Annotated in this window: 15 protein-coding genes; 5 read left to right on the top strand and 10 right to left on the bottom strand. The window is 37.6% G+C overall.

Going from position 1 to position 24,579, the window contains the following annotated elements:
• Positions 1–63 precede the first annotated feature (63 nt).
• From CKF54_RS00005 to lpxK, 7 genes are all read right to left on the bottom strand, one after another.
• Positions 64–939, bottom strand: coding sequence for an arginase family protein (locus CKF54_RS00005; protein WP_119524141.1), 876 nt, complete (start codon positions 937–939; stop codon positions 64–66).
• A gap of 244 nt (positions 940–1,183) precedes the next feature.
• Positions 1,184–1,750 (bottom strand): DNA-3-methyladenine glycosylase I, encoded by a 567-nt coding sequence (locus CKF54_RS00010; RefSeq protein WP_119524142.1) that lies wholly within the window; start codon positions 1,748–1,750, stop codon positions 1,184–1,186.
• 157 nt (positions 1,751–1,907) lie between these two features.
• Positions 1,908–2,567, bottom strand: coding sequence for an adenylate kinase (gene adk, locus CKF54_RS00015; protein WP_119524143.1), 660 nt, complete (start codon positions 2,565–2,567; stop codon positions 1,908–1,910).
• 16 nt (positions 2,568–2,583) lie between these two features.
• Complete coding sequence (gene prfA / locus CKF54_RS00020; RefSeq protein ID WP_119524144.1) at positions 2,584–3,672, bottom strand: peptide chain release factor 1; 1,089 nt, start codon at positions 3,670–3,672, stop codon at positions 2,584–2,586.
• A gap of 336 nt (positions 3,673–4,008) precedes the next feature.
• Positions 4,009–4,770: an SDR family NAD(P)-dependent oxidoreductase gene (locus CKF54_RS00025; protein WP_119524145.1), complete on the bottom strand. Its 762-nt coding sequence runs from the start codon at positions 4,768–4,770 to the stop codon at positions 4,009–4,011.
• A 22-nt stretch (positions 4,771–4,792) separates the two neighbouring features.
• Positions 4,793–5,779: a 3-deoxy-manno-octulosonate cytidylyltransferase gene (kdsB, locus tag CKF54_RS00030; RefSeq protein WP_119524146.1), complete on the bottom strand. Its 987-nt coding sequence runs from the start codon at positions 5,777–5,779 to the stop codon at positions 4,793–4,795.
• Entirely contained in the window at positions 5,772–7,913 is a 2,142-nt protein-coding gene (gene lpxK / locus CKF54_RS00035) for a tetraacyldisaccharide 4'-kinase (protein ID WP_119524147.1), read from the bottom strand. The genes kdsB and lpxK overlap by 8 nt, the downstream gene beginning before the upstream one ends.
• 164 nt (positions 7,914–8,077) lie before the next feature.
• On the opposite strand from lpxK, the gene CKF54_RS00040 reads away from it, so the two are divergent.
• The 5 genes from CKF54_RS00040 to CKF54_RS00060 all read left to right on the top strand — a co-directional run bounded on the left by CKF54_RS00040 (position 8,078) and on the right by CKF54_RS00060 (position 18,456).
• Complete coding sequence (locus CKF54_RS00040) at positions 8,078–8,785, top strand: pseudouridine synthase (protein WP_119524148.1); 708 nt, start codon at positions 8,078–8,080, stop codon at positions 8,783–8,785.
• 588 nt (positions 8,786–9,373) lie between these two features.
• Positions 9,374–14,995: a glycosyltransferase family 25 protein gene (locus tag CKF54_RS00045; RefSeq protein ID WP_119524149.1), complete on the top strand. Its 5,622-nt coding sequence runs from the start codon at positions 9,374–9,376 to the stop codon at positions 14,993–14,995.
• A gap of 449 nt (positions 14,996–15,444) precedes the next feature.
• Complete coding sequence (locus tag CKF54_RS00050; RefSeq protein WP_119524150.1) at positions 15,445–16,476, top strand: NADPH dehydrogenase; 1,032 nt, start codon at positions 15,445–15,447, stop codon at positions 16,474–16,476.
• A 446-nt stretch (positions 16,477–16,922) separates the two neighbouring features.
• Positions 16,923–17,489: a Sir2 family NAD-dependent protein deacetylase gene (locus tag CKF54_RS00055; RefSeq protein WP_119524151.1), complete on the top strand. Its 567-nt coding sequence runs from the start codon at positions 16,923–16,925 to the stop codon at positions 17,487–17,489.
• A complete protein-coding gene (locus tag CKF54_RS00060) occupies positions 17,482–18,456 on the top strand; it encodes a DMT family transporter (protein WP_119524152.1) in 975 nt (324 codons plus the stop codon). Before CKF54_RS00055 ends, CKF54_RS00060 begins: the two co-directional genes overlap by 8 nt.
• Before the next feature lie 243 nt (positions 18,457–18,699).
• Here CKF54_RS00060 and CKF54_RS00065 read toward each other — a convergent pair whose 3' ends face one another.
• From CKF54_RS00065 to CKF54_RS00075, 3 genes are read right to left on the bottom strand one after another with little or no spacing between them, the layout of a single operon-like run.
• On the bottom strand, positions 18,700–21,117 hold the full coding sequence (locus CKF54_RS00065) for a hypothetical protein (protein WP_119524153.1): 2,418 nt from the start codon (positions 21,115–21,117) through the stop codon (positions 18,700–18,702).
• A gap of 14 nt (positions 21,118–21,131) precedes the next feature.
• Positions 21,132–22,424 (bottom strand): GIY-YIG nuclease family protein, encoded by a 1,293-nt coding sequence (locus CKF54_RS00070; protein WP_119524154.1) that lies wholly within the window; start codon positions 22,422–22,424, stop codon positions 21,132–21,134.
• 60 nt (positions 22,425–22,484) lie between these two features.
• The gene (locus CKF54_RS00075) at positions 22,485–24,440 is read right to left on the bottom strand and encodes a hypothetical protein (RefSeq protein ID WP_119524155.1); all 1,956 of its coding nucleotides are present in this window, start codon (positions 24,438–24,440) and stop codon (positions 22,485–22,487) included.
• Positions 24,441–24,579: the final 139 nt, after the last annotated feature.

The raw sequence follows: 24,579 nt of genomic DNA on the forward strand, positions 1-24,579 counted from the left end.
ATAATATTAAAAATTTAGGTAGGTATTTAAGCACCTACTTCAAAACAATATTAGCCTTACCTACTATTTAAAAATATTTAATTTTGCAAACAGCTGATTGATGTACTGCGCTCCCCAAGGAAGATATTCGGCAATAGTTAAACCAACTAGAGAATAATTATCTTGTAGTTCAGACATAACCTCTTGGAGATATGCTGGTGACATTTTACCAGCAGAAGCTGGGAAATCTTTACGTCCAGGTTCTGCAAAATAAACATCTTGGAATAATACCGGACTTAGCACATCTAAATCTAGGTGAACAGCTAAATGGGTAAAACCATTTTGCTCAACCCAAGCTTTTATTTGCTCTACACTTAACATTTGTTGATCTTGTACTTGATAATCAATACCTAATCTTGCTAACTCTTGCACCTCATTTTCAAGTAGAGGCTGTAGACCTACATATAGAATTTGTTTAGCTGTTAAAGGATTTTTAACCAAGCTCGCAACTTCTGGATCACCAGCCTGTAAAAGATTACCTAATACCATTGCATGCTCATTGAAAAAGTACTGCGGTGTAGTGACATCTGGATGAGTATCAATCCAAATAACTCCTAATTTGTCACCGTACTTACCACTTAAGTAATCAAATGGAGCTTGAGATACTAAGCAACTACCTCCAAAAGTAATTACTTTACTCGGTTGTTTTTGCGCTAATAAGTCACTAAATTCGCTAATATACTCTTTGAGCTCTGCTTGCGCATTTACTCCATTTTGTTGTTGCACTGGTGCATCAACAGGTTGAGTTTTTACGGTTACCGTTTCTTGATTAGCATTCTCAGGAGCTAAAAATGCTAAAAGATTTGCTCCTAAAGTATACAGTGGGTTATTACCACCCTGCCAATCTGGCACAATTACTCTTAAAGTTTTATCCGTTGAATCTTTAACGCCTTTATCCATGATTAAGTCTCCTAAGTTTATAATTCCAAGAGATATACAATCTAATACTATATCTCTGCAGGTACGAGATTATACAACATAGTCAAATGAGAAATAAATACACGATTATAATCAAGTTATATGAATAACCAGCTTTAGCCCAGCTTAAGGTTAACTTTAGCTTAGCCTAAAATCAACTTTATCTCAAGATCAGCTTTAGCCTAAAATCAACTTTATCTCAAGATCAGCTTTAGCCTAACTTAGCTCAACTTAGCTTAACTTGCACTAACGCAATCTCGTTAAAACAAGGGCAATGAGGCGCATGAGGATTTACTACCCCAACAGCCTCTAAAAAAGACTGCACCGTTGTCGTACCGACAAACTTAAAGCCCCATTTTTTTAATTGACGACTCATCTGTAAGATAATGTCAGATTTAACTTCAAGCTGAGGAACAAAATCTACCTGTTGCCATACCCAAGTAGCAAAATCAATCCCTTGCTTTTCTAAGGCAATAAAGGCTTGGGCATTAGTACGCATCGCTTTAATCTTGCCTAAATGACGAATAATTTCCGGATTAGCCATTTGCTTTTCCATGTACTCTTCGCTCATTTGCGTGAGTGCTTGGCAATCCCAATTAAAGAATGCTTCATTTAAAGCTTGCTCTTTACGGAGAATTATCTCCCAGCTTAAACCAGCTTGCCAGCACTCCAGCATTAACATAGCAAACATATCTTGCTTATTGGTTATTGCTCTCCCCCAGCGTTGATCGTGGTAGGCTTTAGCAGTGTCAGACATTTTCATGTCACACCAATATTTTTTATCTGTGGTCATTTTGTAATGGTACCTTGGGCAATTTCAAATTGCATCTAAATATGAAAAAAAGAGAAAGCTATTTAGCTTTCTCCTCATGCTTATATTATAAATTGAATGGAAATTCCTTCAATTTATGATGAAATTAATAAATCTTGCTTGATAATAGTTTGAACTATTAGTTAAAAACTGTACGTAATTCGTCACGTAATTTTTTGCTAACAACTTCAATCTCGTCATTACCGTCAATTTTTAAGAAACGAACTTTACCTTGTTTCGCTAAATCACGGTAGTAACTTACTAAAGGAGCTGTTTGTGTGTGGTACACTTCTAAACGTTTAGCAACAACTTCTTCAGTATCGTCTGGACGAGTTACTAAAGGTTCACCTGTAACGTCATCTTTACCTTCTTCTTTAGGTGGATTGAATTTTACGTGGTAAACACGACCTGAAGCAGGGTGACTACGACGACCTGTAATACGTTCAACGATTACTTCATCAGGAACATCAAACTCAATTACTAAGTCTAAATCTAGGTTAGCTTCTTCTAACGCGTGTGCTTGCGCTAAGTTACGTGGGAAACCGTCTAATAGGTAACCTTCTTTACATTCAGGTTTAGCTACTTTTTCTTTTACTAAACGAGTTACGATCTCGTCTGAAACTAATTGACCTGATTGCAAGATGCTAGCTAATTCTTGACCTAGTGCAGAACCTGATTTAACTTCAGCACGTAATAAATCACCTGTTGAGATTTGTGGAATGTTAAATAAGTTCATGATCATTTGTGCTTGAGTACCTTTACCAGCACCTGGAGCACCTAATAATAGAATACGTTTCATAATTCTTTAACTCTCATTATAAAGTTTCACTACCGATCATTTCTTTTAATTGATCAGCTTGGAACTCTTGGATAATCGGTGTAATTAATTGATCAAGGTTACCATCCATAATATCGTCAAGACGATATAAGGTTAGGTTAATACGATGATCTGTCACACGTGATTGTGGATAGTTATATGTACGGATTTTATCCGAACGGTCACCCGAACCTAAAAGGTTACGACGTGTCTCTGATACCTCTGCATTACGTTGGTCAATAATGCCTTGTTGGATACGTGAAGCTAGCACTGATAAAGCTTTAGCTTTATTTTTGTGCTGTGAACGTTCATCTTGACACTCTACCACAATACCTGTTGGTAAGTGGGTAATACGTACCGCTGAGTCAGTTTTGTTAATGTGCTGACCACCCGCACCAGAAGCACGGAAAGTATCGATACGTAAATCAGCAGGGTTGATATCTGGCATTTCTGCTTCAGGAAGCTCAACTAGCACCGCTACTGTACACGCTGAAGTATGGATACGACCTTGTGATTCAGTTTTTGGTACACGTTGTACACGGTGACCGCCTGACTCGAATTTTAAGTTAGAGTACACCATGTCGCCAGAAATGTGCATTACGATCTCTTTGTAACCACCTTGATCTGATTCAGATGAAGAGATTACTTCGTAACGCCAACCACGACGTTCACAAAAACGTGAATACATACGGTAAAGATCACCACAGAAAATAGCAGCTTCATCACCACCTGTACCTGCACGAATCTCTAAGAATACGTTGTACTCATCGTTTGGATCTTTTGGAATTAAGTGAACTTGTAAAGCATCTTCCATCTTCGCAAGCTCTTCTTGATTTTGCTCAATCTCTAATTGAGCTAACTCAGCCATATCTGGATCAGCTAGTAACTCTTGAGCTCCCTCAATATCACTTTTTAGCTGTTGCCAATGCGTAAAGTCTTTTACTACTGGCTCTAAGTTAGAGTACTCCTTTGAATAAGCACGGAATTTATCTTGATCACTAATAACTTCAGCATCACCTAGTAACTGCTGTAATTCTTCATAGCGCTCAACTAGTACTTGGAGTTTTTCAACTAAACTTTGTTTCATAGAAAAAATAAAAAATCAGGTATGCCAAACTAACTAAAGTTTATTACTTGATAAGCATACACAAAATAAAAAGTTAAACCGTTTACTAAGTCTAATATTATAGCATAAGCCTCAAGAAAATGATAAAAAAGCAAGAAGTCCATGGTGAGAAATTACCATGGACTTCTTACTTAATTTAGTGATTAGTTGAGAGACTAATCTCGCTTCTCAAACTGCGCTGTACTGCAAACCATACAGCACCTCAAAAAGCACTGTACTGCCAACTATACAGCACCGCAAACTGCACTGTACTGCAAACTATACAGCAACGCAGATATTTACTTCTAGCTTAAGTAATTAAACTTTGAAGTCTTTATTGTCGACACGTAGAGGGTTAAAGCTTTGCGCTGTTGGCATTACTTCTAGAGCATTAATATTAACATGCTCTGGTAAGTGTACTAGGTAAGAGACAATATCAGCAATATCTTCCGGAGTAATGTAAGCAATATTTTCATAAACTTTACTTGCTTTATCACTATCCCCACGGAAACGTACCACAGAGAACTCTGTATCACCACATAAACCTGGTTCAAGATTTGTCACTCGTACCCCTGTACCAACTAAATCCGCACGTAAGTTTAAACTAAACTGACGGACAAAAGCTTTAGTTGCGCCATAGATATTACCGCCTGGGTAAGGGTAAGTACCAGCAATTGAACCTAAGTTAATTACATAGCCACGATGATTTTCTACCATTTTTGGTAATAAAAGATTAGTTAAAGAAACTAGTCCTACTACATTGGTGTTAATCATTGTTTGCCAATCCGCAAAATCAGCTTTGTATGCTGGCTCTAAACCTTTAGCTAAACCAGCGTTGTTTACTAGGACATCAATATTGTCACGTAATTCTGCAGGTAAGCTTGCTAATGCTTGCTTAGTCGCCTCATGATCTTGTAAATCAAAAACTAATGGGGTAAAAGTTTCTGGATAAGCTTGAGCAATTTCTGCAAGTTTTTCTAGACGACGTCCAGTACCAATAACTTTATGTCCTTCTTTAAGTAAGCGTAAAGAAATCGCTTTCCCAAAACCAGCGGTTGCCCCAGTAACAAAAATAATCATTTTTACCTCCTGTTTTTTTATTTTAACCTAGGTATTTACGACCAAAACTTGCTAAAAATTGTTTATAGTTTTTCTCATCGAGAGGATTAGCTGTTGCACGGTTATACTCTGCTTTGATTTGTTGTGCTTGCGCTAAATCTTCAGCAGTGTCTACACCAACAAAGCCACGACCTTCAATCATCATTAAAGCAATCTTGTAACCATGTTCAAGAACTTTTAATTGCTCTAAAGATTCTGCTGTAGCTAGAGGAGTCATAGCTAGAGCTTTGTACTCACGTACAAATTTAGCACGATAAACATACACCCCTGCATGTTTAATGTACTTAATCTCATTTTGATCTACTGAACGTGGGTATGGAATTGGATTACGTGAGAAGTAAAGTGCTAAACCATACTTGTCCGTTACCACTTTAACTGCATTTGGTGAAGTTACCTCTTCACCTTGCGCTAGTTGACCAATGGTCGCCATTTTTATACTTGGATCTTTTGCTTCAACTTCAACAAAGTGCGCAACTAGATCATTAATAATTTGGGGATTAAAAAATGGCTCATCACCTTGGACGTTAACAATGATTTCATCATCGTCAAGTGCAAGTTTATCAATCGCTTGAGCAATACGTTCAGTACCATTTTCTAATGCTGAATCAGTTTGCACAACTGTAACTCGATCTTTTACTTGTTGTTGCGTAGCAAACTCGTTAATTGAATCTTCGATCTCTTGCGCATCAGTAGCTACTACAACTTCTAAACCAGTTTGCAGAGCCGAGTAAACTACAGTATTAATTAAATTCCAATCATCAATTTTAGCTAAAGGTTTATTTGGTAAACGGGTAGAAGCTAAACGTGAAGGAATAACAATACGGTAATTGATTTTACTTGAAAGTAAACGGAAGATTCCGTTTTCAATTAAGTAAACATGAGTTTTATCAGCTGTAGCAACGTGAGTTTCATCTAGTTGATATAAAGGTTGCTTGGTAATGGGACAAACTAGCCCAGAAAGTTTATTCATATTTTACCCCGCTTGTGTAAATGTTAACTAATTTATCCTTAAGACTATCTAACCAACGAGTGTGTTCGTCAAAGTAACCTTCACGCTCAAGGAAAAATGTCATTGGCGGTAAATCTAATGATGCTAGTTTAATCGCATCTTTTTCCGTAACTAAAATAGGTAAATCTGCTAATTCAGGATGCTCTTTTAGCAATTTATCTATGTCTTCTTGTTTAAATTGATAATGATCTGGGAAAGCGAAAATTGCCTCAACCGTAAAACCAAGATCAGTTAAAGTTTTCTTGAAGCCCTCTGGGTAACCTATAGCACACAGAGCGACAACTTTAGGAAAGACTTTTTGCATACACTCTACGAGGATATGCTCTGATGAAATTAATGAGCGAGATTTAGCCAGTAAGTATTTTGAAGAAAAGACTGTCGGTGGTATTTGACTATCAAGGTAATCTAAAAACTCTTCAGCACTCTCAAAGTTGTGATGACTTTCTAGCTCTAAAGCTTGTTGTGATTGAGTTACTGTTTGAGCTTGAGTTTGTGCTTGAGACTCTACTTGAGCGTGTGCCTGAAGATGTTCCGAAACATTAACGACATCTTTTTCTTTAGCTAGGTTATTTTCTTTAGCTACCTCATTGTCTCTAGTAGCCTCTTCCTCTTTAGCCAAAACATTTTCTTCAGAAACTTCTTTTGCAACAACGTTTTCTTTAGAAACTTCTTTTGCAACAACGTTTTCTTTAGATAATTCACTTTCTGTTGCCATATCTGTACTAAACAAAATACTATCTTGTTCAGTAACTGGAACGCCAACAACTTCAAACGGAGGCGTTTGTTGCTCTTGAGAAGCTTGTACCTGTACAGCTTCTTGCGATTGTTGCGTAGAATTAACAACAGTTTGCTCTTGTTCTAATTGAGCGCCTCTAGCTACTTCTGTGTTTACACTTGCTTCACTTGCGTTCGTAGCATGACTAAAGAGCTTAGAAGAATGTTTCTCTGTTGCTTTGCTTTCAGATTTGCCTAACTTATGTACAACCTTTTGTAACTCTTCCGGTGTTAAAAGATGCACATGCTCTTCAATTTTTGCCAGTAATTGAGGATCATCAGGATCAAGCTCACCTAGAGTTGGAGAGCTTTGGCTGTTTGTAGTTGCTGAAGAATTATTAGCATCAGTAGCATTAGCTTGATTAGCAAGATTTACTTGCTGCGCTAATTGCTCTGGAGTAATTTGCGCTGCTTGTAAATCGAGTACTTGTTCAGGACGATTAAACTCTGCAGTTAAATACTCTTTACGCGTATCTAAGGTAAAAGGAGCATAATGAGTTTCTAACTCGGCAATAAAAGCAGGATGGTGCTTGATATACTCTTGCCAAATAATTAAACTTTGCGGAGCTTGTTGCTGTAAAAAATTATCCCAGTTTTGCAAAACTGAGGTAATATTTTGCGCAACCTCACCAACTTGGTTTATTGCCTTAACTGGTAAAAATCCAAGATAAGCGTGCTTCATTTTATACACACCAAAATCTGGATTATCTGAGTTATTAATTACAAAATCTACTTTACGTAAACGTTTTGCTTCTTCACGTAAAGGACCTGCCGGAATAAATAATTTGTTACCTAAAGCTAGAGGACCAACCACTGCTATTTCAAGATGACGTGGTAAAGCATAGTGCTGTAAACCATCATCAGAGATAATAAAGTTACAACCTAATTCTTGGGCTTTTAAAGCTGCTTGAATACGCTCACGACAGACAACAAATTCAACATCATGTAACCCTTGACGTTGGCAGTAGGCAAACTGCATAGCTACTTCATCACCAACAGTTAAAGCAGTGTCTTCAGCTGTTACATGATGTACCCCTTTGTAATTACCACCGTAACCACGGCTAATTACCCCAACTTTAAATCCCATTTCACGTAAGTAACGGAAAAGAAAACGCACCATTGGCGTTTTACCAGTACCACCTACGGTAATATTACCCACAACAATTACAGGAACTTGTAATTGTTGTGCTGGGGAGTTAGGGGCACTTAAAGAATTTAAGTCTTTTGCATACTTGCGGTAAGCAAGCTTTTTATAAAGTAAACTCAAGGGCCAAAGTAAAGCCGCCGTAAAAGTTACTTTAGGTTTATACCAAAACTTCATTTTTACTTTTTTACAACCTGTTTATTTACAACAAAGGCATATTTTGCTAAGCAACTGACGTTGCTTTGCACAATCTATAATATTTTTTAAGCTGATGATATAATAAAAAATTCAATGGTAATTACCGTTATAATTGTAATCACACTGATATTATACAGGTTTTTATGAGTTTACAAGCATATAACACTGAACACGTGCCTCTGGAGATTCTCTACGCAGATCAGGATATAGTTATAGTTAATAAACCTTATGGTTTACTCTCTGTTCCCGGAGTTGATGAACGCCTCCAAGACAGCGTTGTCACTCGTGTTGCCAAAGACTATGAGTTTGTTGAAGCTGTACATCGCCTCGACATGGCAACTTCCGGCATTATCGTCCTCGCAGTTTCCAAACTTGCCGACTCCGAATTAAAAAAACAGTTTCGCGAACGCGAAACTAGTAAAGCTTACTATGCCATTGTGAGAGGTATAGTAGAGCGTGACCACCAATTTATTGAACAACCTCTCGGTTGTGATTGGCCCTTACGCCCTCGTCAAAGAGTTGATTATAGTGCGACGGGCAAATATGCCTTAACCGAATGCACAGTGCTCGAAAGAAACCTAGACAACAATACTACTTTAGTTAAGCTAACTCCGCATACTGGACGTTCACACCAATTACGTGTTCACATGCAAAGCTTAGGGCATGCTATCCTTGGGGATAAATTCTACGATGTTGAATTTAAAGCTAATCCTTACTTTAGATTATGCTTACATGCTGGGCACTTAGGTTTTTACCACCCACGTACAAAAGAGTATATGGAATTTAGTGCGGAGCCCAACTTTACACTGGATTATCAAATTCCGGAGTTTGTTGAAAACCCAGAAAACTAATTGGGGAAAGAAAAGCAAGCTAACAGAGAATGAGAATTGCAAATTGGGAATTGCAAGCTAATGGAGAGTGAGAATATAAATGAGAATGTAGTTGGAAAGTTTTGCTACCTTTTCTTTCTCCATTTCTACGTAATCTCCACATAATTTCCACATAACTCAAGTTTTTATTAGCCGAGATCAAGCTATTTTCAATAGCTTGATCCTTTTTTAAAACTTTTAAGCGATAACTCGGTCTAAATAAGAGTAAAAAAGTATTTACATAATTTAAACCTTGCCCTAAGTTTACTTTATCTTTGAGCTCAAACCTAGGATAAACCTAGGTAACAACTTTAGGATTAACCTTAAGCCCAACTTAGCAGGCAATTAGCACACTTTGTCGGATTGTTTTTTAGTTTATTCTGGGGTTAAGAAATATTTTTTGACCACTTTCACTCCCAAAACAAGCCGATTTTCCTTACACTCGCTCATAAAATGTCTAATTTCTCCCTCACTAAAGTCGAGAAGTTAGGCGGAGAAACGATTTATAAATTATAATATAAGTAACTACGTTATAAATTTGAGTGTAACTTTTAATTACGCAGAATTTCTATGGAATATCCATACCTATCTCAAAGCCTACAATTAAGCTTTGTCGGCTTTTCCCAGATTATTTCTTATCTAATTAATGCGCAAAAGCAATTAGATACTAAAGAGCGTTACACCCGTTTAAATCCGCACCAAGATTTAAGTGAGTTAGCTTACGCTCCACCAGACCCAGAGGCTCATTTAACCTCTCAAGAGTTCAACTCTTTAATAGGGAAAACACCTGCCGAAATTTTTAACGTTGATGCCTTAAAAGCAAACTTTGCTTCTTATTTAAGTGATTCATCAACACCAATTCCGGTAATGTCAAATCCGGGTCTTTACAGTATTCAAGTTATCGATCTACGTAAGCTCCCAGTTTTCCAACTAATTTTAACCACGCCAAAAATGGGTTTAAACTTACTTAACTCAATTTTTGGATTTGATAAATTCGATCGTAACGCTACAGTTCACCCTGCGGTGTTAAATCTCTTATCAACTACGGTTAGAGAAGAGCTTAATCAGTATCTCGAAAAACAAGTACCAAATGAGCGCGCTAAAACTATTGCCGCCCTTGATGGACTTTACCGCTTAACCCAATTAAATCTGCAAGTTATTGCATATGGGCAAGCACAACTTTATGATCATGCTTTAATTATCGATCCAACTGTAAGTTTAGTTTCAGACTGGAGTTACAAACTTAACCACGTTATCAACTTTGCTGAGCAACAAGAAGAAAGCTACGGCATGGTGAACTTTGGTTATTTTGAAAGAGATAGCCGTGACTTTATGTCACTTGACTACTTACGCGATCAGCTTGGTCTAAAAATTGAAGAACAGCTAATGTTCCACTTCCAAGAGCAAAAACTATTAAACATCGATAAATTCGATGAGCAAGTATTTGCTACTTGGCAAGAAGATCCAAGTAAAATTGGTTCAAGTTTCATGTTAATGCGTGGGCAGTTAAATGAAACTAAACCAGATGGACGTGGATCAACTGGTTATGTGCTTAACTTAGCAGCATTACGTAAGCTAGGCAAAAAAGAAGTTAAAATGACACCATTTACTTCAATTAACCCTACTGCTAACGTACAAAAAGCTTTACAGTTCTCTCAAGCTAATTCAAAAAACCAAGGGGAAATTTCTGGCTCGAGCCTAAAAGGCGATAGTCAATTTAACTCTGCTTGGGAAAAATTAAAAGTTTTACTAAATTGGAATATGCTGGAGGTAATGTCTCCGTCTTTCCCATTAGTTGCTAAAGTTAACGCTAACATTTTCGGGATTAACCGTCCTTTACTAAACTACTCGCAACAGATCTTTATTTACACCAAAAAACCACATTTCTATGTGAGTTTTTACAATGTAAGACAACACCGTAACTTAAAGTCATTCTTAGGAGCAACTCCAAGTAATATTACTTGGTACTTACGTCCATTACTTACTTTAAATGACTATAATCTTGAGTATCGTGAAGATCACTTCGAGGATTACTACCGTAATCTTAGTCCAGAGTTAGTTGAACTAACGCTAACGGTTAAAGATCTCTTTAAACGTATTCTAGAAAATAAGCGTATTAAAGAAGACGATTACATCTTTATCACCAATACGCATCAACAACTACCGGCAAATGTTTTTCAGTCAGTAGAAAACTTCCTGACTAAAGGACAGGCAGAGCCTGCCTTTAGAACTCCATTAAGTATTGCCAACAGCCACTTAACGCACGTAAATACTTATGGTAGTCTGGCAGTTGCAAGTAGTGAAACTTTTGAAACAAAAACACGTTTAAGTCGTAAAAAACGTCAACAACTTGAGGCGCAACAACTTAATCAAACTTTTAATCAAAAGCTTGAGCAAGCGCTAGAAGCTTTAGAGAAAAACTCTGCAAGCAAAACTAGCAAAAAAGAACCAAGCCAAGAATTAAAAGTTGAAGACTTTACGCATAATGAAGAATTATCTTTACTTGAGCTCATTAAGCAACAAGATGAAAAAGATAAAGCTCACTTTAAAGCAAATCTAAATACTAAAGTAGATAACAGCTTAGTAAGAACTGCTAACTTAGGGCAAATCATTGAGCAAAGTCTTGACCCGCAAGCAATTAAAAAGCATATTACGGGAATTGAAGCAGCTGTTCCATTAATAGTTGCTGATGGTTTTACTGATCTTGATTTACTAGATTTAGTAAACAAAACACAAATACCTTCTTGGAAAAACAACCGTATTGTTTATCCTCTAGTTCGTACTAACACCTTGTTAGGCGTACCTAACTTTAGTAAGGTAATTACTCAAACTAATTACCAGATTACGACCAAGGTAGCTACAGGTAGCGACGGTAAAGCCCAAGCTGCATTTATTCGCATGCTTAACCATACTAATGTGTTAACCGCTAATGAAAAAGAACAGCTTGAGCACTTTTTAAAGGTACAAGTGGCAAATAACGAAAAAGCTTCAGTTGAGTTTGATAAATTTGCTTTCGTTCCTGCAGACCTCTGGCAAGCTTTAAAAGCTTCGCAAAAAGAACTGATCAAAAATGCTTACCGTGCAAAACAAAGCATTCAGTTTATGGACGAGGAGATTAGCAAAGAAGATATCTACTCTCTTGAAGATTACGAACACTTTGATTCGCAAAAATACTTTGAACTTGCGCAAGAACTCGGCATGGAACACTTTATCACGCCTATGTCTTCAAAAGTTGAAAGTTACCTTGCGGAAATCTTTAAAAAGACTAACCGTAAGTATGGTCCATTCCCTTATCAGTACATTAAAGATAGTAAAATCAACCATGCTGAACAAGAGCGTATTCAACAAGTACGTAATTGGGCAAAAGAAAATAACTATCGTGTTGTTGGCTTAGGGCAAAGACTTTACTTTGCTTCTCCTGATGCGCTTGAAGGGGTTAAATTACTGTTCCAATTTGCTAAGTTCTACCAAATTCAGAAGTATAAAACTTTAAATGAAGGACTTACTGATGGCGCAGTAGTTCAAGAAGATTTAAACTACGATAACCTAGCTATTTGGTTAGACTACAAGAAAGTTTACACCCAACCAGTAATGGCGAACATTGCCCTAGTTAACCGTAACCTGTTAGCTAAATGCTATCACTACGATGTTACTAGTCCAAAAGATCTCAACCGCATGCTCAAATTTATGACAGACGAAGGCATGCGTGGAGATGAAATGTTCTTTGGTGGCTATAACCGCTACTGTCCAATTGGTGGGTTAGCGCGTCCATATGTTGCTAATCTCCTAGTACCGGTACAAAGTGATCCATACATCAAGTACCAAGAAAAAGCTGCAGCTCTTGAGCTTCTAACTCAAGCGCCTCTGACAGCTTCAAACCAAGAGTTCCAATACTTAGTTGCTTGCCAACAAGCAATTCAACCTTGGAGCAACAAAATTAGCTTCTTAGCTAACGGTTACCGCTATCCAACGGTGCAACTACCACTGTTTGAGCAACTACAAAGTAAATATCGTCCACGTATTGACCAAGCTAACCGCACTATGGTTGCCCAAGTACGTCAGTACTACCTCAACCACCATCAATTACGTGACGATGTTATCTTACTAGATAACGTTGCTTGTGTACCTCAAGGTAGAGCCTTAACTCTACAAAGTGGTAATGACTGTTTAAGTCATCGTAAAACACCAAGCACTTGGATTATTAGTAAAAGTTTAATTCGTCAAAGTGCGCCTATCTGGCAAGAATCTGATTGGCATTTAGGTAAACTATATCTACTTGTTTCAGCTAACCAACGTATTGGCTTTATCAACCAAAGTGGAGTAGAGCCATTACCGCTTGAACGTATTATTGATCATGGCGTAGTTTATGATCAACAAAGTAATACCCCAAGCATTGCTAGCCTCCTTAACTGGGGACGAGAAAATAAATTTGCTAGTCAAACAGTTTCGCAAATCCAAGATAACCAGCAAGAATACCTTGAACATATTTCTAAGGCATATGAGCATACGCCTAAGTATCCAAAACCACAGAAACAAGTTCAAGTTAATGTTGCAGAATTTAACGAAGGTAAATTCTTCTTAGAGGATGAGGAAGAAAGCGGTCTATCTTTAACTACCGGTTTCCGTGACGAAATCTTTGACGAACAAGAAAACTTCCATGTGGTACAAACTACTTCTTTCTATAACGAAGAAGATAGTGAGCAAACAGACCAAAATTCTGACGCAAATAATAAAGCGCAAAAAGCTCCACAGGAAAAAGTTACAGTTGAGCCTCCTCGTAAGAAAGGAGCTTGGTGGAAATTTGGTTTCTTCTCTGATGAGGAAGAGCCTGAACCAGAAAGAAATGTTGATAAAAGCAAACATGGTACTCCAGTAAAAGCCATGAGCTTCGATGTCAATAATCGTAATGTCCAAGTTAATTCTCAAAGTAATAAAACTAAAACTTTTGATGATTTAAACATAGGTTCAGATTTCCAAACCTCAACTAAACAAATTCAAACGCAAGCATTTGCCTTTACTGCAGGAATTAAAGCTAAACCTGAAGAAATCATTGCTGAGGCAAAACCTGTCTTTGGTGGTAGTACGCTAATTCAGCGTGCGCAACACTATGTAGCGCGTAAGCTCCAACAAAATGAAGCTACTATCTTTGCTAAAGGCATGGCAACCACCACTAACTTTGATCTCGGGGTTAAAGTAAGTCCTGCAAATGACTATGCTAAATACTTAAAACGTGTTTATCGTCAACTAGCAAATGAGCAAGGTCATGACTTAAAAGCCGTTGAGCAACAAATGCTGGGTGACTTAAATAATCTTGTTCACTCTTCAGCATTTGCAATTTATCCAAGTCTTGAACAACAAGCGAGTGATGTCGGTTTAATTACTTACAACCGCAATACCCCGCAAACTTTAAGTAAACTTAAAATTAAAGTTCTGAACTTAGATACCCAATTCTACCGTTGGGAGAAAATGCTCAACCAGTTAGAGGACTCTTCTGTTGCCTCAATCCAACGTATTGATGGTATTCGTGGAGAAGAGCTCAGTGCTGAAGTTATTAAAGAGAACTTTGCGCAAGACAAGTTCATTCGCTATAACCATCGTTTTGCAACTCCAAGAGAAATCGGGATTGCTTTAGCTCACCGTAAAGCTCTCTTAAGTGCACTATACGATGAAAGCATTGATCACAATGACTTTGTCCTCATCTGTGAAGATGACATTATCTTTAGTCCTGAATGGCAAAGACGCATGGCGCGTATCTTGCTCCAAGCAAGTAACGAGCCAATCGATGCAATTAACTTACTGCATCCAAAAATTCTTTCTAACCTAGTGTCACCGTTAGAGTTACATCATGCCCGCGTGCTTAACTTATCAAGCTGGCATTATGTTGCAACTCCTAACTTACCACAACTAGTTAGCTCACCAAGCTACCAACCTCTAACTTCATCTTGCTACCTTGTACGTAAAAGTGCAATTGCCAATGCCGTACAAAAAGGAGTTTTAGATCAAGTTGGGGCTTCAGCTAGCGACTTAGTGAACTTCCTAGAAATTTGGCCAGATAGAATTCGTACAGCAGTGCCAACCTTAGCGCACCTTAACCATGAAGTTAATACTATGGATTCAATCCTGCATAATGTAAGAAAAGCGGGTGCTATCTATAACTTCGGTTATCGTCGTATTAAGTGGACTAATAGATAACGCCAATTAGTCTAGACAATGGCGTTTTTGTAAGAATAATTTTTAATTCTTTATTATTTTTATCTTGTACTTGGATCAGGTTGCTTAGGCAACCTGATCTTTTTTGTACTAAAATAGTCAACTTTATCCTCTTAGGTCTCTAGAATTATCTAGCTTAGCTTGCATTAGCAAGAGCTAATCTTCTTAACCGCCAAGCTCTATCTTCTCAACAGCAAAGCTTTATTTTCTTAACAGCAAAGCCCTATTTTCCCAACAGAAAATCTCCCTCTTCTTCCCTGCATTCGCAAAATTTTCTCCTCATCTACTATTACAAACTTCCTCTGATCTATCCCTAGTTACCACTTCCTAGTAGCACAAGACTACTAACTATTTAGGTGGTATCCTGCATTTGTCAAAAAGTTTAGCTATAATATAAAACAGTCTTAACGAAATTTTAAAGGAAGACAAACATGGCAAAATCTAAATTATTTACTCCGGTAACAATTGGTGCAAATACTTTTAAAAACCGCGTATTTATGTCACCTATGTGTATGTATAGTGCAGAACCTCATACAGGTTTACTAAATCAAAAACATTTTGATCACTATCTTAGCCGTGCCTTAGGAGGCGTTGGTGCTATTATTGTTGAAGCCACAAGCGTACAACCTCAAGGTGGGATCTCTAAACTAGATTTAGGTCTGTGGAACGATGAACAAGCACGTGCTTTTTCAGGCTTAACTGCAGCTGTACATAGCTATAATTGTAAAATCGGTATTCAGTTATCACATTCAGGTCGTAAAGGGCAAGACTGGGAAGTAGTATATGCTCCTTCAGCAGTTGGTGCTTTTTCTCCTGAATACAAAGAACCAGTTGCGTTAACTACTGAACAAGTAGAAAAATTTATTGAGGATTATCTCGCCGCTGCTAAACGTGCAGAAATGGCTGGTTTTGATTTTATTGAAATTCACGCAGCACACGGTTACTTAATTAACCAATTTTTATCACCGATTACTAACCAACGTGATGATCAATTTGGTGGTTCATTAGAAAAACGCTATGAACTTCTTGGTCGTCTTATCCGCGGAATTAAAGCTAATACCTCTTTAGATGTGTATGTGCGTTTTTCTGCAAATGAGGTTGAAGAAAGTGGTAATAGCTTTGAAGAAATGCAAATGCTGTTACATCTAGCTTACGCTGATGGTGCGGTATTCTTTGATATCTCTTCAGGTGGCATTACGCCAACATCTCCAGAAGTATTCCCTGGTTATCAAGCATTATTATCAGCAGAGTTCTCTAAAGCAGGTTTACCAGTAGGTGCAGTTGGTTTACTAGATACTCCAGAATTAGCAGAGTATGTTTTACGTGCAAATCATGCGCAAGTAATCTTTATTGGTCGTGGTTTACTAACTAACCCTAACTGGGCTTTAAACGCTGCCCATAAACTGCACGCGCTTGAGCAATATGATTTTGCTATTGACTCTTATAAACGTGGTATTAAGTAAATATACCTCTAGAGTTAATTGCAACCTTATTAATATGCAACCTTATTAATAAAGGTTAATTCTTTTACTTTCTTAGTTGATTGCATACAAATAACTAAAGAAATGGACAAAAAATAAGTTCAGTAAATTCTTGATTTACTGAACTTATTTTTTTATCTTTCTCTTTTTGACAGTGGTAAAATATGCTTTATTATTGCAAGGTAATTTAACCAGAGCTTAAGAAATTTACCAAGAGAAAAGACAAGTTAATCATAAGCTAATTACAAGCTAGAGAAGGAAGAACGAAATAATTACTTTAACAAGAGCACAAGACACATAAACTCATCTTGTCGCTATAAGCTCGATCTAGCTTAGGCTAAAATTACCCATTTTTAAGTAAATTCCCCAATGCAATAATTGATTTTTGGTTTTTAATTATTTTTTAGTAGAGACGTTTTAGAATTTATATGAAAGTTATCGCTTTTACCGGAGCAGGAATTAGTAAACAGTCTAATATTCCTACTTTTATGGAATGCCCAGAAGTAAGAGACAAGTTACACCGTTGTTTTGCCCAAAATAATCCAGAGGAGTACCGCAAAACTATCTCGCAGTTAAAGCACAACATGCAAAACGCTTTTCCTAATCCGGCTCACTTAGCTTTAGCTCAATATCAAATTCCAATTATTACCATGAATATTGATGGTCTACATACTTTAGCTGGTAGTAAAAAAGTGTTAGAGCTTCATGGAGGCTTGCCAAATGAAGAAGAACTTGCGTACGCAGAGCAACTACGTAATAAACCAGTTCTTTACGGTGATCCTGCGCCTAACTACGAGAAAGCTTTTGATATGGTAACCCAATTAGATGCTAATGACATTTTTATCGTTGTCGGTTGCTCTTACCATACAGCTATTGCTAATGACCTACGTCGTATTGCTGAAAATATTGGCTGTCGTATCTATGAGATACAAGATGACGCAGCGCATAAAGTTCCTGCATTACTAGAAAAACTTTTTGGAGCAACAAATGAGTGATCTCAGTAAAGGGATTATTTTGGTTTGTATTTCAGCGCTTGCAAGTGCATTTATGGCACTGTTTTACAAGTTAATTAATACCGACATCTCTATTTACGAAAAAGTATTTGCCCGTGGCTTATGCAGTACAATTGTTGCTTTTAGTTTAATTGCTCATCTACGTAAAAAACTAAATAAGAAAAAAGCTCTTGGCACTTTAAAAGCAGATGCAATTTACCCTGCTTTTATCTGCCAACCAGGCAATGCGAAGTTAATGCTCCTCCGTTGCCTAATGGGAGCTTCAGGAATTATTACCTATGTGTACATGGTAAACTACATGAGTTTAGCTGACGCAGATATGTTCACTAAGCTAACCACAGTGTTTATCATAATTCTCGGTTTATTTTTCCTTAAAGTAGACAAACTCAATGCAGTGCAAGTAGTTGTCGTGGTTATTAGTTTAATCGGAGCAGCGCTAATTATTAAACCAAGTTTTAATAACCCTTTACTATTAGGTTATTCAATTGGTTTACTGCAAGCACTCTTTGGTGCTCTAGCTTATATTGCCATTCGCTTTCTCTTAACGCAAAGTAAAAACAAAGAGCATCCTCTAACAATTGAAAGCGCTTTAGCTTTAACTATTTTGCTCTTTTCAGCATACCCAGCTATGCAAACTTTTACTGCATATAATGGGCATGAGTTAAATTATCTATACTTAGCAATTGCAACAGTTTCTGCTTTAGTAGCCCAATATACTTTCTCTTTTGCCTTAAAGTATGCTCCTGCTGTCGAAGTTAATGTTTACCAATATTCTTCTTTACTTTGGAGTAGCTTATTTGGCTTTATCTTCTTTGCCTTTATCCCTGACTTAATGTCATTAACCGGTTACTGCCTAATTGTTTGTGGTGGCTTACTTCTCTACTTCCACAATCTTAAAGTTTACCGTAAACAGCAAAAGCTAAAAAAGCTTGCACAAGAGGCAAAATAAGAGAAAAAAGTAAGTAGTAAACAACTCAACCTATAGCCATAACATGGCTATTCTGGTTATTTTGAATTTCCGATTTTCGATTTTCGATTTTCGATTTTCGATTTTCGATTTTCGATTTCACTCCTAATAAAAAAAGAGTAGGCAACAGCCTACTCTTTTTGCGTTTGTACTTTTTTGCTTTTTGCTCTTATGCGCTTTGAGCTTTGAGCTTTGAGCTTTACTTTTTTGCTACAGTGTCTTTACTTACACCGGAAAATCATCAAGATTAGCTAGTAAATTCTCAATAGCTTTTTTCGGAATCCCTAGTTCTTTTAACAGTACTTCAGGATTTGCTGAACTACGTAGTTGCGTAATGATTTCTCCGGTATTACCAAAAGTAGCATAAAGACGTTTAATACTAGTTGCCCCTAAACCAGGAATTGCTTCCAGCATTTCTTTACCAGTTACTAAGCCAGAATCACGTTTTGCTTGACGCTTACGATTCGCGTAATTATGCGCTGCATCTCTTAGTTTAAGCAGGTGAATTAGCTCTGGACTTTGTGGTTCAAGCATAATCTCTATTCCACTTACCCCATCAATAAACTTTTCCGCGCCATAACGACGGTTATCTTGTTTAGTTACCCCTATAGTTTTAATTGGATATAAAAACTCGGCAAAGCAATAAGCATAAACAATTAACTCTTTAAATTTACTTACAGTTAAATTTAAAGGAAGTTTATCTAGCCAGCTAAACTCATGAGCGGTAAGATCTTGCTCTTCTAGAGATAGATCTGCAAAGCTAGTTAAACTTACTTGCTCACCAAGTGCTACTTGCTTAGATACTTGTTCACTTTGTTTTTGTAACAACAGGTAAGCCAATGCTGTACTTTGAGTAGTACTTTCAGCATTACTTTCAGTAGTACTCTCACTAGCTTGTGCTTGTGCACTAGCTAGGTAAGTTTTAATTAGCTTCGCGCAAGATACAAATTGTCTCGTAAGAGATGAAGAATTGTCTGGTAGAGTTTGCTTAATGTAAGCTTGATACAAAGCTTGCCCTGCATTTAACGCTAAGCAGTTAGCAGCTAGACCTGGAAACAGTTGCTGATTTTTATTAACCAGATGATTAATAATATTACGTCCAGCAAAAACAAATGTTGAGAAAACCTCAATTGCACGTAATTGATAAAGAATTGGCGCTAAAACTTTATTTGCTACTTTTATTTGCTGTTTCCCACCGTCAATTAAAATTACTAATGGCATATTTGCCAATGACAATTGCTTGTAGTAACACTTGTTGACTGCTTGCTCCATAGCTGCATAATCATCGCCTGGAGTAATACCCTCAATGTTAAAGTGACGATAATCTGCAGCTAACACTCCTTCCTTATTAGCAGCTACACATGACCCCTTAGCAAACATCCCACGGTCATGGGAAATATCAAAACAGTGGATTTTATTAAGGATTGCATTGGAACCAAGGAGATCAGAGAGGTTATTCCAAGAGTTGCCTGTTATCTCATCTTCACTTAAGAAACTATATTTACTTGCCTCTTGTGCTTTAGCATTACCCCCTTGGGCAAAGGCTAAAGTAAAGTTGTGCTGTAGTTGACTAGCCTCTAAGTAACTTACTAAAGGAAAAAGTTCACTTAACCCTTTGCCCTCGTCGAGCTCTGTTAATTGCTCTTCAACTAAATCTAAGCAAGAGCTTAAATACTTCTCTTGAGCTTGCACAAGTTGGCTTTGCTTAAAGAAATCACGCGCTAAATGGTGCAGAGCTGGTTGGGCTACCTTGTACCAATCTTTTGCGCCAAATGCTTGTTGCCCTAGATTATGCCAATCAGCTGAGCTAGCCAAAGTAGCACTCTCTCCTGCAAAGATAGAACTGCTGTTTGCTTGTGCTTTCACGGCGTAACTCACTAGAGTTTGCTCCAGTAAACGCTCTGCTTGTGCTTGTAATTTTCTTCTTTCTTCAGGCGCTAACGAAGCTAAGTATTCCTTAGCTTTAGCGCTCAACTCTTTGCCTTTAGCACTTAAACTAAAGTCCTTATCCCAAGAGGCAAAAGCAAACTCATCATCTTCACCTGCTTGCGAAGTTAATCCTTGCTCTTTCTCTTCCTCTGACGTTAAACCTTGAGCGCTAGATAAATGGTCGTAACCATTAACTTCCTGCTCACTATCAGCAAAGTCATCAAAGTTTTGTGCTTCAAGTTCTTGGTAATCAACTCCCTCTTTATAGTCAAAAGCGTCCCAATTACTTTGGCTCTTGCTAAACTTTGTAGAGATAACTTTGGAAGCATCAAACTCCTCTCCCTCATCGAGCTCCCATGAGTAATCTTCTTCATTAAATGCCAGATTATCTTCATTGGTACTAGCTATCTCAGCTTCATCACTAGCCAAATAGCTAGCTTTTGCTAGGATAGTTGCTTGACTTGTTGCTTTGCTTGTTCCTTGACTAGCTACAGATCGAAGTTCTTGCTCTTGCCAATATTGCCCTAGCGCTTCAAGGAGTTCCTTTTGCTCTAAAAGTTGCTTGAGATCAAGCTCTTGCTCTGATAAATTTTCCAGCACTAATTGCGCAAGGAGCTTATCGCCATTTTGCTCAAGAAATACTTGGGGCAAGAGACGATTAAATAAATTTATTTCTGCAGTTAAATACAACTGTAAGGCTGATTTGTCTGTCATCTTGCTTTCCTTTACTACTTCTTACTGCTTAGTTTTTTACGTTTACTTGCCGTACGCTGTAAAATTAAATTTGCTCGCTGCTCTAAAGCGCATTCTGCGTTAAACTCTGCGAGTTTAATCAGATTACTATAAGGAGTTCTTGCTCCTAAAATCACATTGTAACCAAAAACTTGCGAGAGCTCTTTTGAGAGAGCTTTAGCTTGCTCGGGTGTAAAAGCAGAGTTATGGAGAATAATCTTACGAGGATGATGTTTTAACAGATCATGGTTAGACGGTAAATAATCATCTTGACGCACTATTTTGTAATAGTCGAGTAAAAAGCCAGCATACAATTGACTATTGCTGAGCTCGGCGCCTCGACGACGAGCTAAGCCTAAATTAGTACTTTCACTCGCATCTGCCAATAATAAATTACGAATATCAATAACCAGTCCATGACAAACTTCAACCACAGACATACAAGTCCCTAACTCATTGCGATACAGTACCACCAACTCAAAATTATCACTAAAATCTAGCGTATCTAAAATTGAACGAGTGGCAATATTTGCCTTGGTTACCGGCATTTTGTCCGCAACTTGTTTAAACAGCTTTTTCCCCGCTACGCCTTTATTGAGAAAGATCTCTTTAATTGGTTGCCAATAAGCTTGGTAATCAATTGGCGTTGTATAGACACAATGACCTTTACATAAATCAAAGTCATACTTGTCACAAGGGTGTTTATAAATTCTTTGATGTTTAGCAAAAATACTCGGCTTACAGCTTGGTATTTTAAAAGTCTCTTGGAACTCTTCAATAATTTTATTGGCTGTACTCCCCTCAATAAACGGTCCAATCATCTCGATTTTACGCTTAAGTTCACGACTTAAGAACATTAAGTCGCGACGATAAGCCCCTTGAAAATAAATACTTTGATAGTTTTCATTCGGGGTTAAATAGAGGTAACGAGTTTTCTCTGGACTGGTTTTATTGTAGTAAGGTAAATAGAATTTTTGGTAAACATTGTATTCGAGCTCATGTGCTTCACTGTCGAGAAAAACAAAAATAGTTTGTACGGAAGCAATACGTGCTTCCATTTCTGGACGATGTGATTCCCCACCTTTGAAATAAATCGGTAAACGACTCGGTAAGTTCTTTGCTTTCCCGACGTAAATAACTTTACGTTCACGGCTAAGCATACGATAAACTCCAGCTACTGGTGGAGTTGCGTTATAAAAACGTACCGGATCAAAAGGGATATCTTGGTTCATGAGCCAGCGAACTTTATTCTGTTGATCAGTAAAATCAACTAAAGTTAAGTTAGCCATAATTTTTGCTTTTGTAAGCGAAAAAAGTACAAGCCAAGGGCATGTACTTTTTTCTCAAAATTAGTCTGCTTTAGCCAGCAACTCAAGCGTTGCTTTAGCTGCTAAGACATCAGAATCTTTTTGTAATTGTAAATGTTTAAAATAATAAATTTGACGCACTTGTAAGTTGTAAGCATAGTCAAGTAAAGGTTTGATCTCACGCACTAGATTAGCAGCGGTTAGATCTTCTTGGATTAACTCTTTAGCTAACTCTTGCCCCATGACAATATTTGCGAGAGCAACATATGGAGTTTTAATTAAGCGTTTAGCTAAGAAAAAGTTAATGCTACCTAGACGATAACCTACAACCATTGGCGTATGACAAAGGAGAGTATCGAGCGTAGCTGTACCAGAAGAAACAATTGCTAAAGCCGAGGTCTGCAGTACTTGATGCGCATGGCGATCAACAAATTTAACTTCAACTTCTGGGTAATCTGCTACTGCTTCAAAGAGTAATTTTTTTAATTTCTCTTTAGCCACCGGAACAACTAGTTCTACATCTGCTGGTAAAACTTGTTCACGAATTGCTACGCGAATAGCACAGATATACCATGCAAAAATATTCTCGATTTCCGCACTACGAGAGCCTGGAAGAATAGCAATACGTACTTTAGAAGAGTCTAAGCTTGCCTCTCCTTGGTAAGTGTAAACATTTGCTTTTGCTAAGTCCTCTTGCGCTTTTTGAGCTGAAGGTAAGCTTTGGACAAAATCTTGAATTTGTCTTGCATTAGCAAGGTAATCAAAGCTTGGTGCCTGTACTTGCTCTTGGTTATCTTTTACAGCAAAAGTTTGCGTAGATGATAAAGCCGAAGAAGCAGGTTCACCTGCTTTAGCTTTTCCAGCTGCAGAAGTTTTTGCTGTCTCTTGCTGTAGTTGCGCATACTCTTCAGGAGTAACTGCTAAATAGTATTTACCATCTAGTCCTAAGAAAAAGTCTTCAGGTTTTACCTTAGCTAAACTAAAGTTTGCTTGTGCTTTTTGAGCATCTTGCGACACTTCTTTTGCAACCTGTTTGCTAGCTTGTTCTTTAGTAGCTAGCTCTTGCTCTTTAGGTGCTTGCGTTGCAGGTTTACTCTGAGTTGCTTGTTCTTGCTTAACTTGAGAGTTAGAACCTTCGCTTGCTGCTTTTGCTTGTGCATTTTGTTCTTGAGCTGGTGTAGTATGTGTAGTAGCAGAAGAATTTACTTTTGTTTGTTCTTGCTGCTCTTGCGCTTGAGCTTGTTCTAATTGCGCTTGCGCTTCTCTTTGTTTTTCTTCTTGTTCAAGAATTTCGCTATAACTAGCTTTTTCTTTGCGCGCGTCCATTAAACGCTTAGCTTGAGAAACAGAAACTTGCCCACCAGTTAAATGGTGTAAACGTTGCTCTGCTTCTTGGTTTAAACGAGCTTGTAAAGTTTGCGCGTCTAGGCTTAAACTTTCTCCGAGTTCATTCGCTAAACGATGCCCTACATAAGTAGCAGCTTGCGCATGTTGATCATAGAAATCTTTTTCAAATGGTAATAAACAAAGCACTAGATCACATGCTTGTTTAATAGTTTCAATACGTCCTTGACGCCAAGCCCATACAGATGGACTCACGTATTGAATGGTTTTAATGCCAAGTTCTTGCTTAGCATAGGTCTCAAGACGTAAATTAAAATCTGGATTATCAATCCCAATATAGAGCTGGGCTTGTGACTCTTTTAGTTTAGTTTTTGTTTGCTTAATTACACGAAGAATCTTCGGTAAACTTAACACTACATCGACTACCCCAAAATATGAAAGATCACTTATATCGTACCAAGTAGTAACCCCTTGAGCACGCATTAAATCGCCACCTATACCAACAAATTCTAAGTCAGGACGCACATTTTTTAATTGTGCTACTAAACCTGCCCCTAACTGGTCACCACTAACTTCTCCAGCAACAATGCAAATCTTGGTATTGAGGGGGATTTGCGCTAGAGTTTCAGGCGTAAGTAGGTTGGAATTAAGCATAGATATACCTTCTTTTTTTAAATAAAAGTTATGGAGTTCGCCTACTTATATTATAGCCGAAAGGGAATTTTTTATTGCTAAATTCTCACAAATAACAACCCGCAACCCAAGGAAAAATTTTTCAAAAATTCCTCCGGTT

It is taken from the genome of Psittacicella hinzii (genome assembly GCF_003585885.1).
Classification (GTDB): domain Bacteria; phylum Pseudomonadota; class Gammaproteobacteria; order Enterobacterales; family Psittacicellaceae; genus Psittacicella.

Bases quoted from the DNA above. Each gene is read 5' to 3' on its own strand.
- CKF54_RS00040 (WP_119524148.1), top strand. From the start codon at position 8,078: ATGAGTTTACAAGCATATAACACTGAACACGTGCCTCTGGAGATTCTC.
- prfA (WP_119524144.1), bottom strand. From the start codon at position 3,672: ATGAAACAAAGTTTAGTTGAAAAACTCCAAGTACTAGTTGAGCGCTAT.
- CKF54_RS00045 (WP_119524149.1), top strand. From the start codon at position 9,374: ATGGAATATCCATACCTATCTCAAAGCCTACAATTAAGCTTTGTCGGC.
- CKF54_RS00075 (WP_119524155.1), bottom strand. From the start codon at position 24,440: ATGCTTAATTCCAACCTACTTACGCCTGAAACTCTAGCGCAAATCCCC.
- lpxK (WP_119524147.1), bottom strand. From the start codon at position 7,913: ATGAAGTTTTGGTATAAACCTAAAGTAACTTTTACGGCGGCTTTACTT.
- CKF54_RS00010 (WP_119524142.1), bottom strand. From the start codon at position 1,750: ATGACCACAGATAAAAAATATTGGTGTGACATGAAAATGTCTGACACT.
- CKF54_RS00070 (WP_119524154.1), bottom strand. From the start codon at position 22,424: ATGGCTAACTTAACTTTAGTTGATTTTACTGATCAACAGAATAAAGTT.
- kdsB (WP_119524146.1), bottom strand. From the start codon at position 5,779: ATGAATAAACTTTCTGGGCTAGTTTGTCCCATTACCAAGCAACCTTTA.
- adk (WP_119524143.1), bottom strand. From the start codon at position 2,567: ATGAAACGTATTCTATTATTAGGTGCTCCAGGTGCTGGTAAAGGTACT.
- CKF54_RS00060 (WP_119524152.1), top strand. From the start codon at position 17,482: ATGAGTGATCTCAGTAAAGGGATTATTTTGGTTTGTATTTCAGCGCTT.
- CKF54_RS00065 (WP_119524153.1), bottom strand. From the start codon at position 21,117: ATGACAGACAAATCAGCCTTACAGTTGTATTTAACTGCAGAAATAAAT.
- CKF54_RS00005 (WP_119524141.1), bottom strand. From the start codon at position 939: ATGGATAAAGGCGTTAAAGATTCAACGGATAAAACTTTAAGAGTAATT.
- CKF54_RS00055 (WP_119524151.1), top strand. From the start codon at position 16,923: ATGAAAGTTATCGCTTTTACCGGAGCAGGAATTAGTAAACAGTCTAAT.
- CKF54_RS00050 (WP_119524150.1), top strand. From the start codon at position 15,445: ATGGCAAAATCTAAATTATTTACTCCGGTAACAATTGGTGCAAATACT.
- CKF54_RS00025 (WP_119524145.1), bottom strand. From the start codon at position 4,770: ATGATTATTTTTGTTACTGGGGCAACCGCTGGTTTTGGGAAAGCGATT.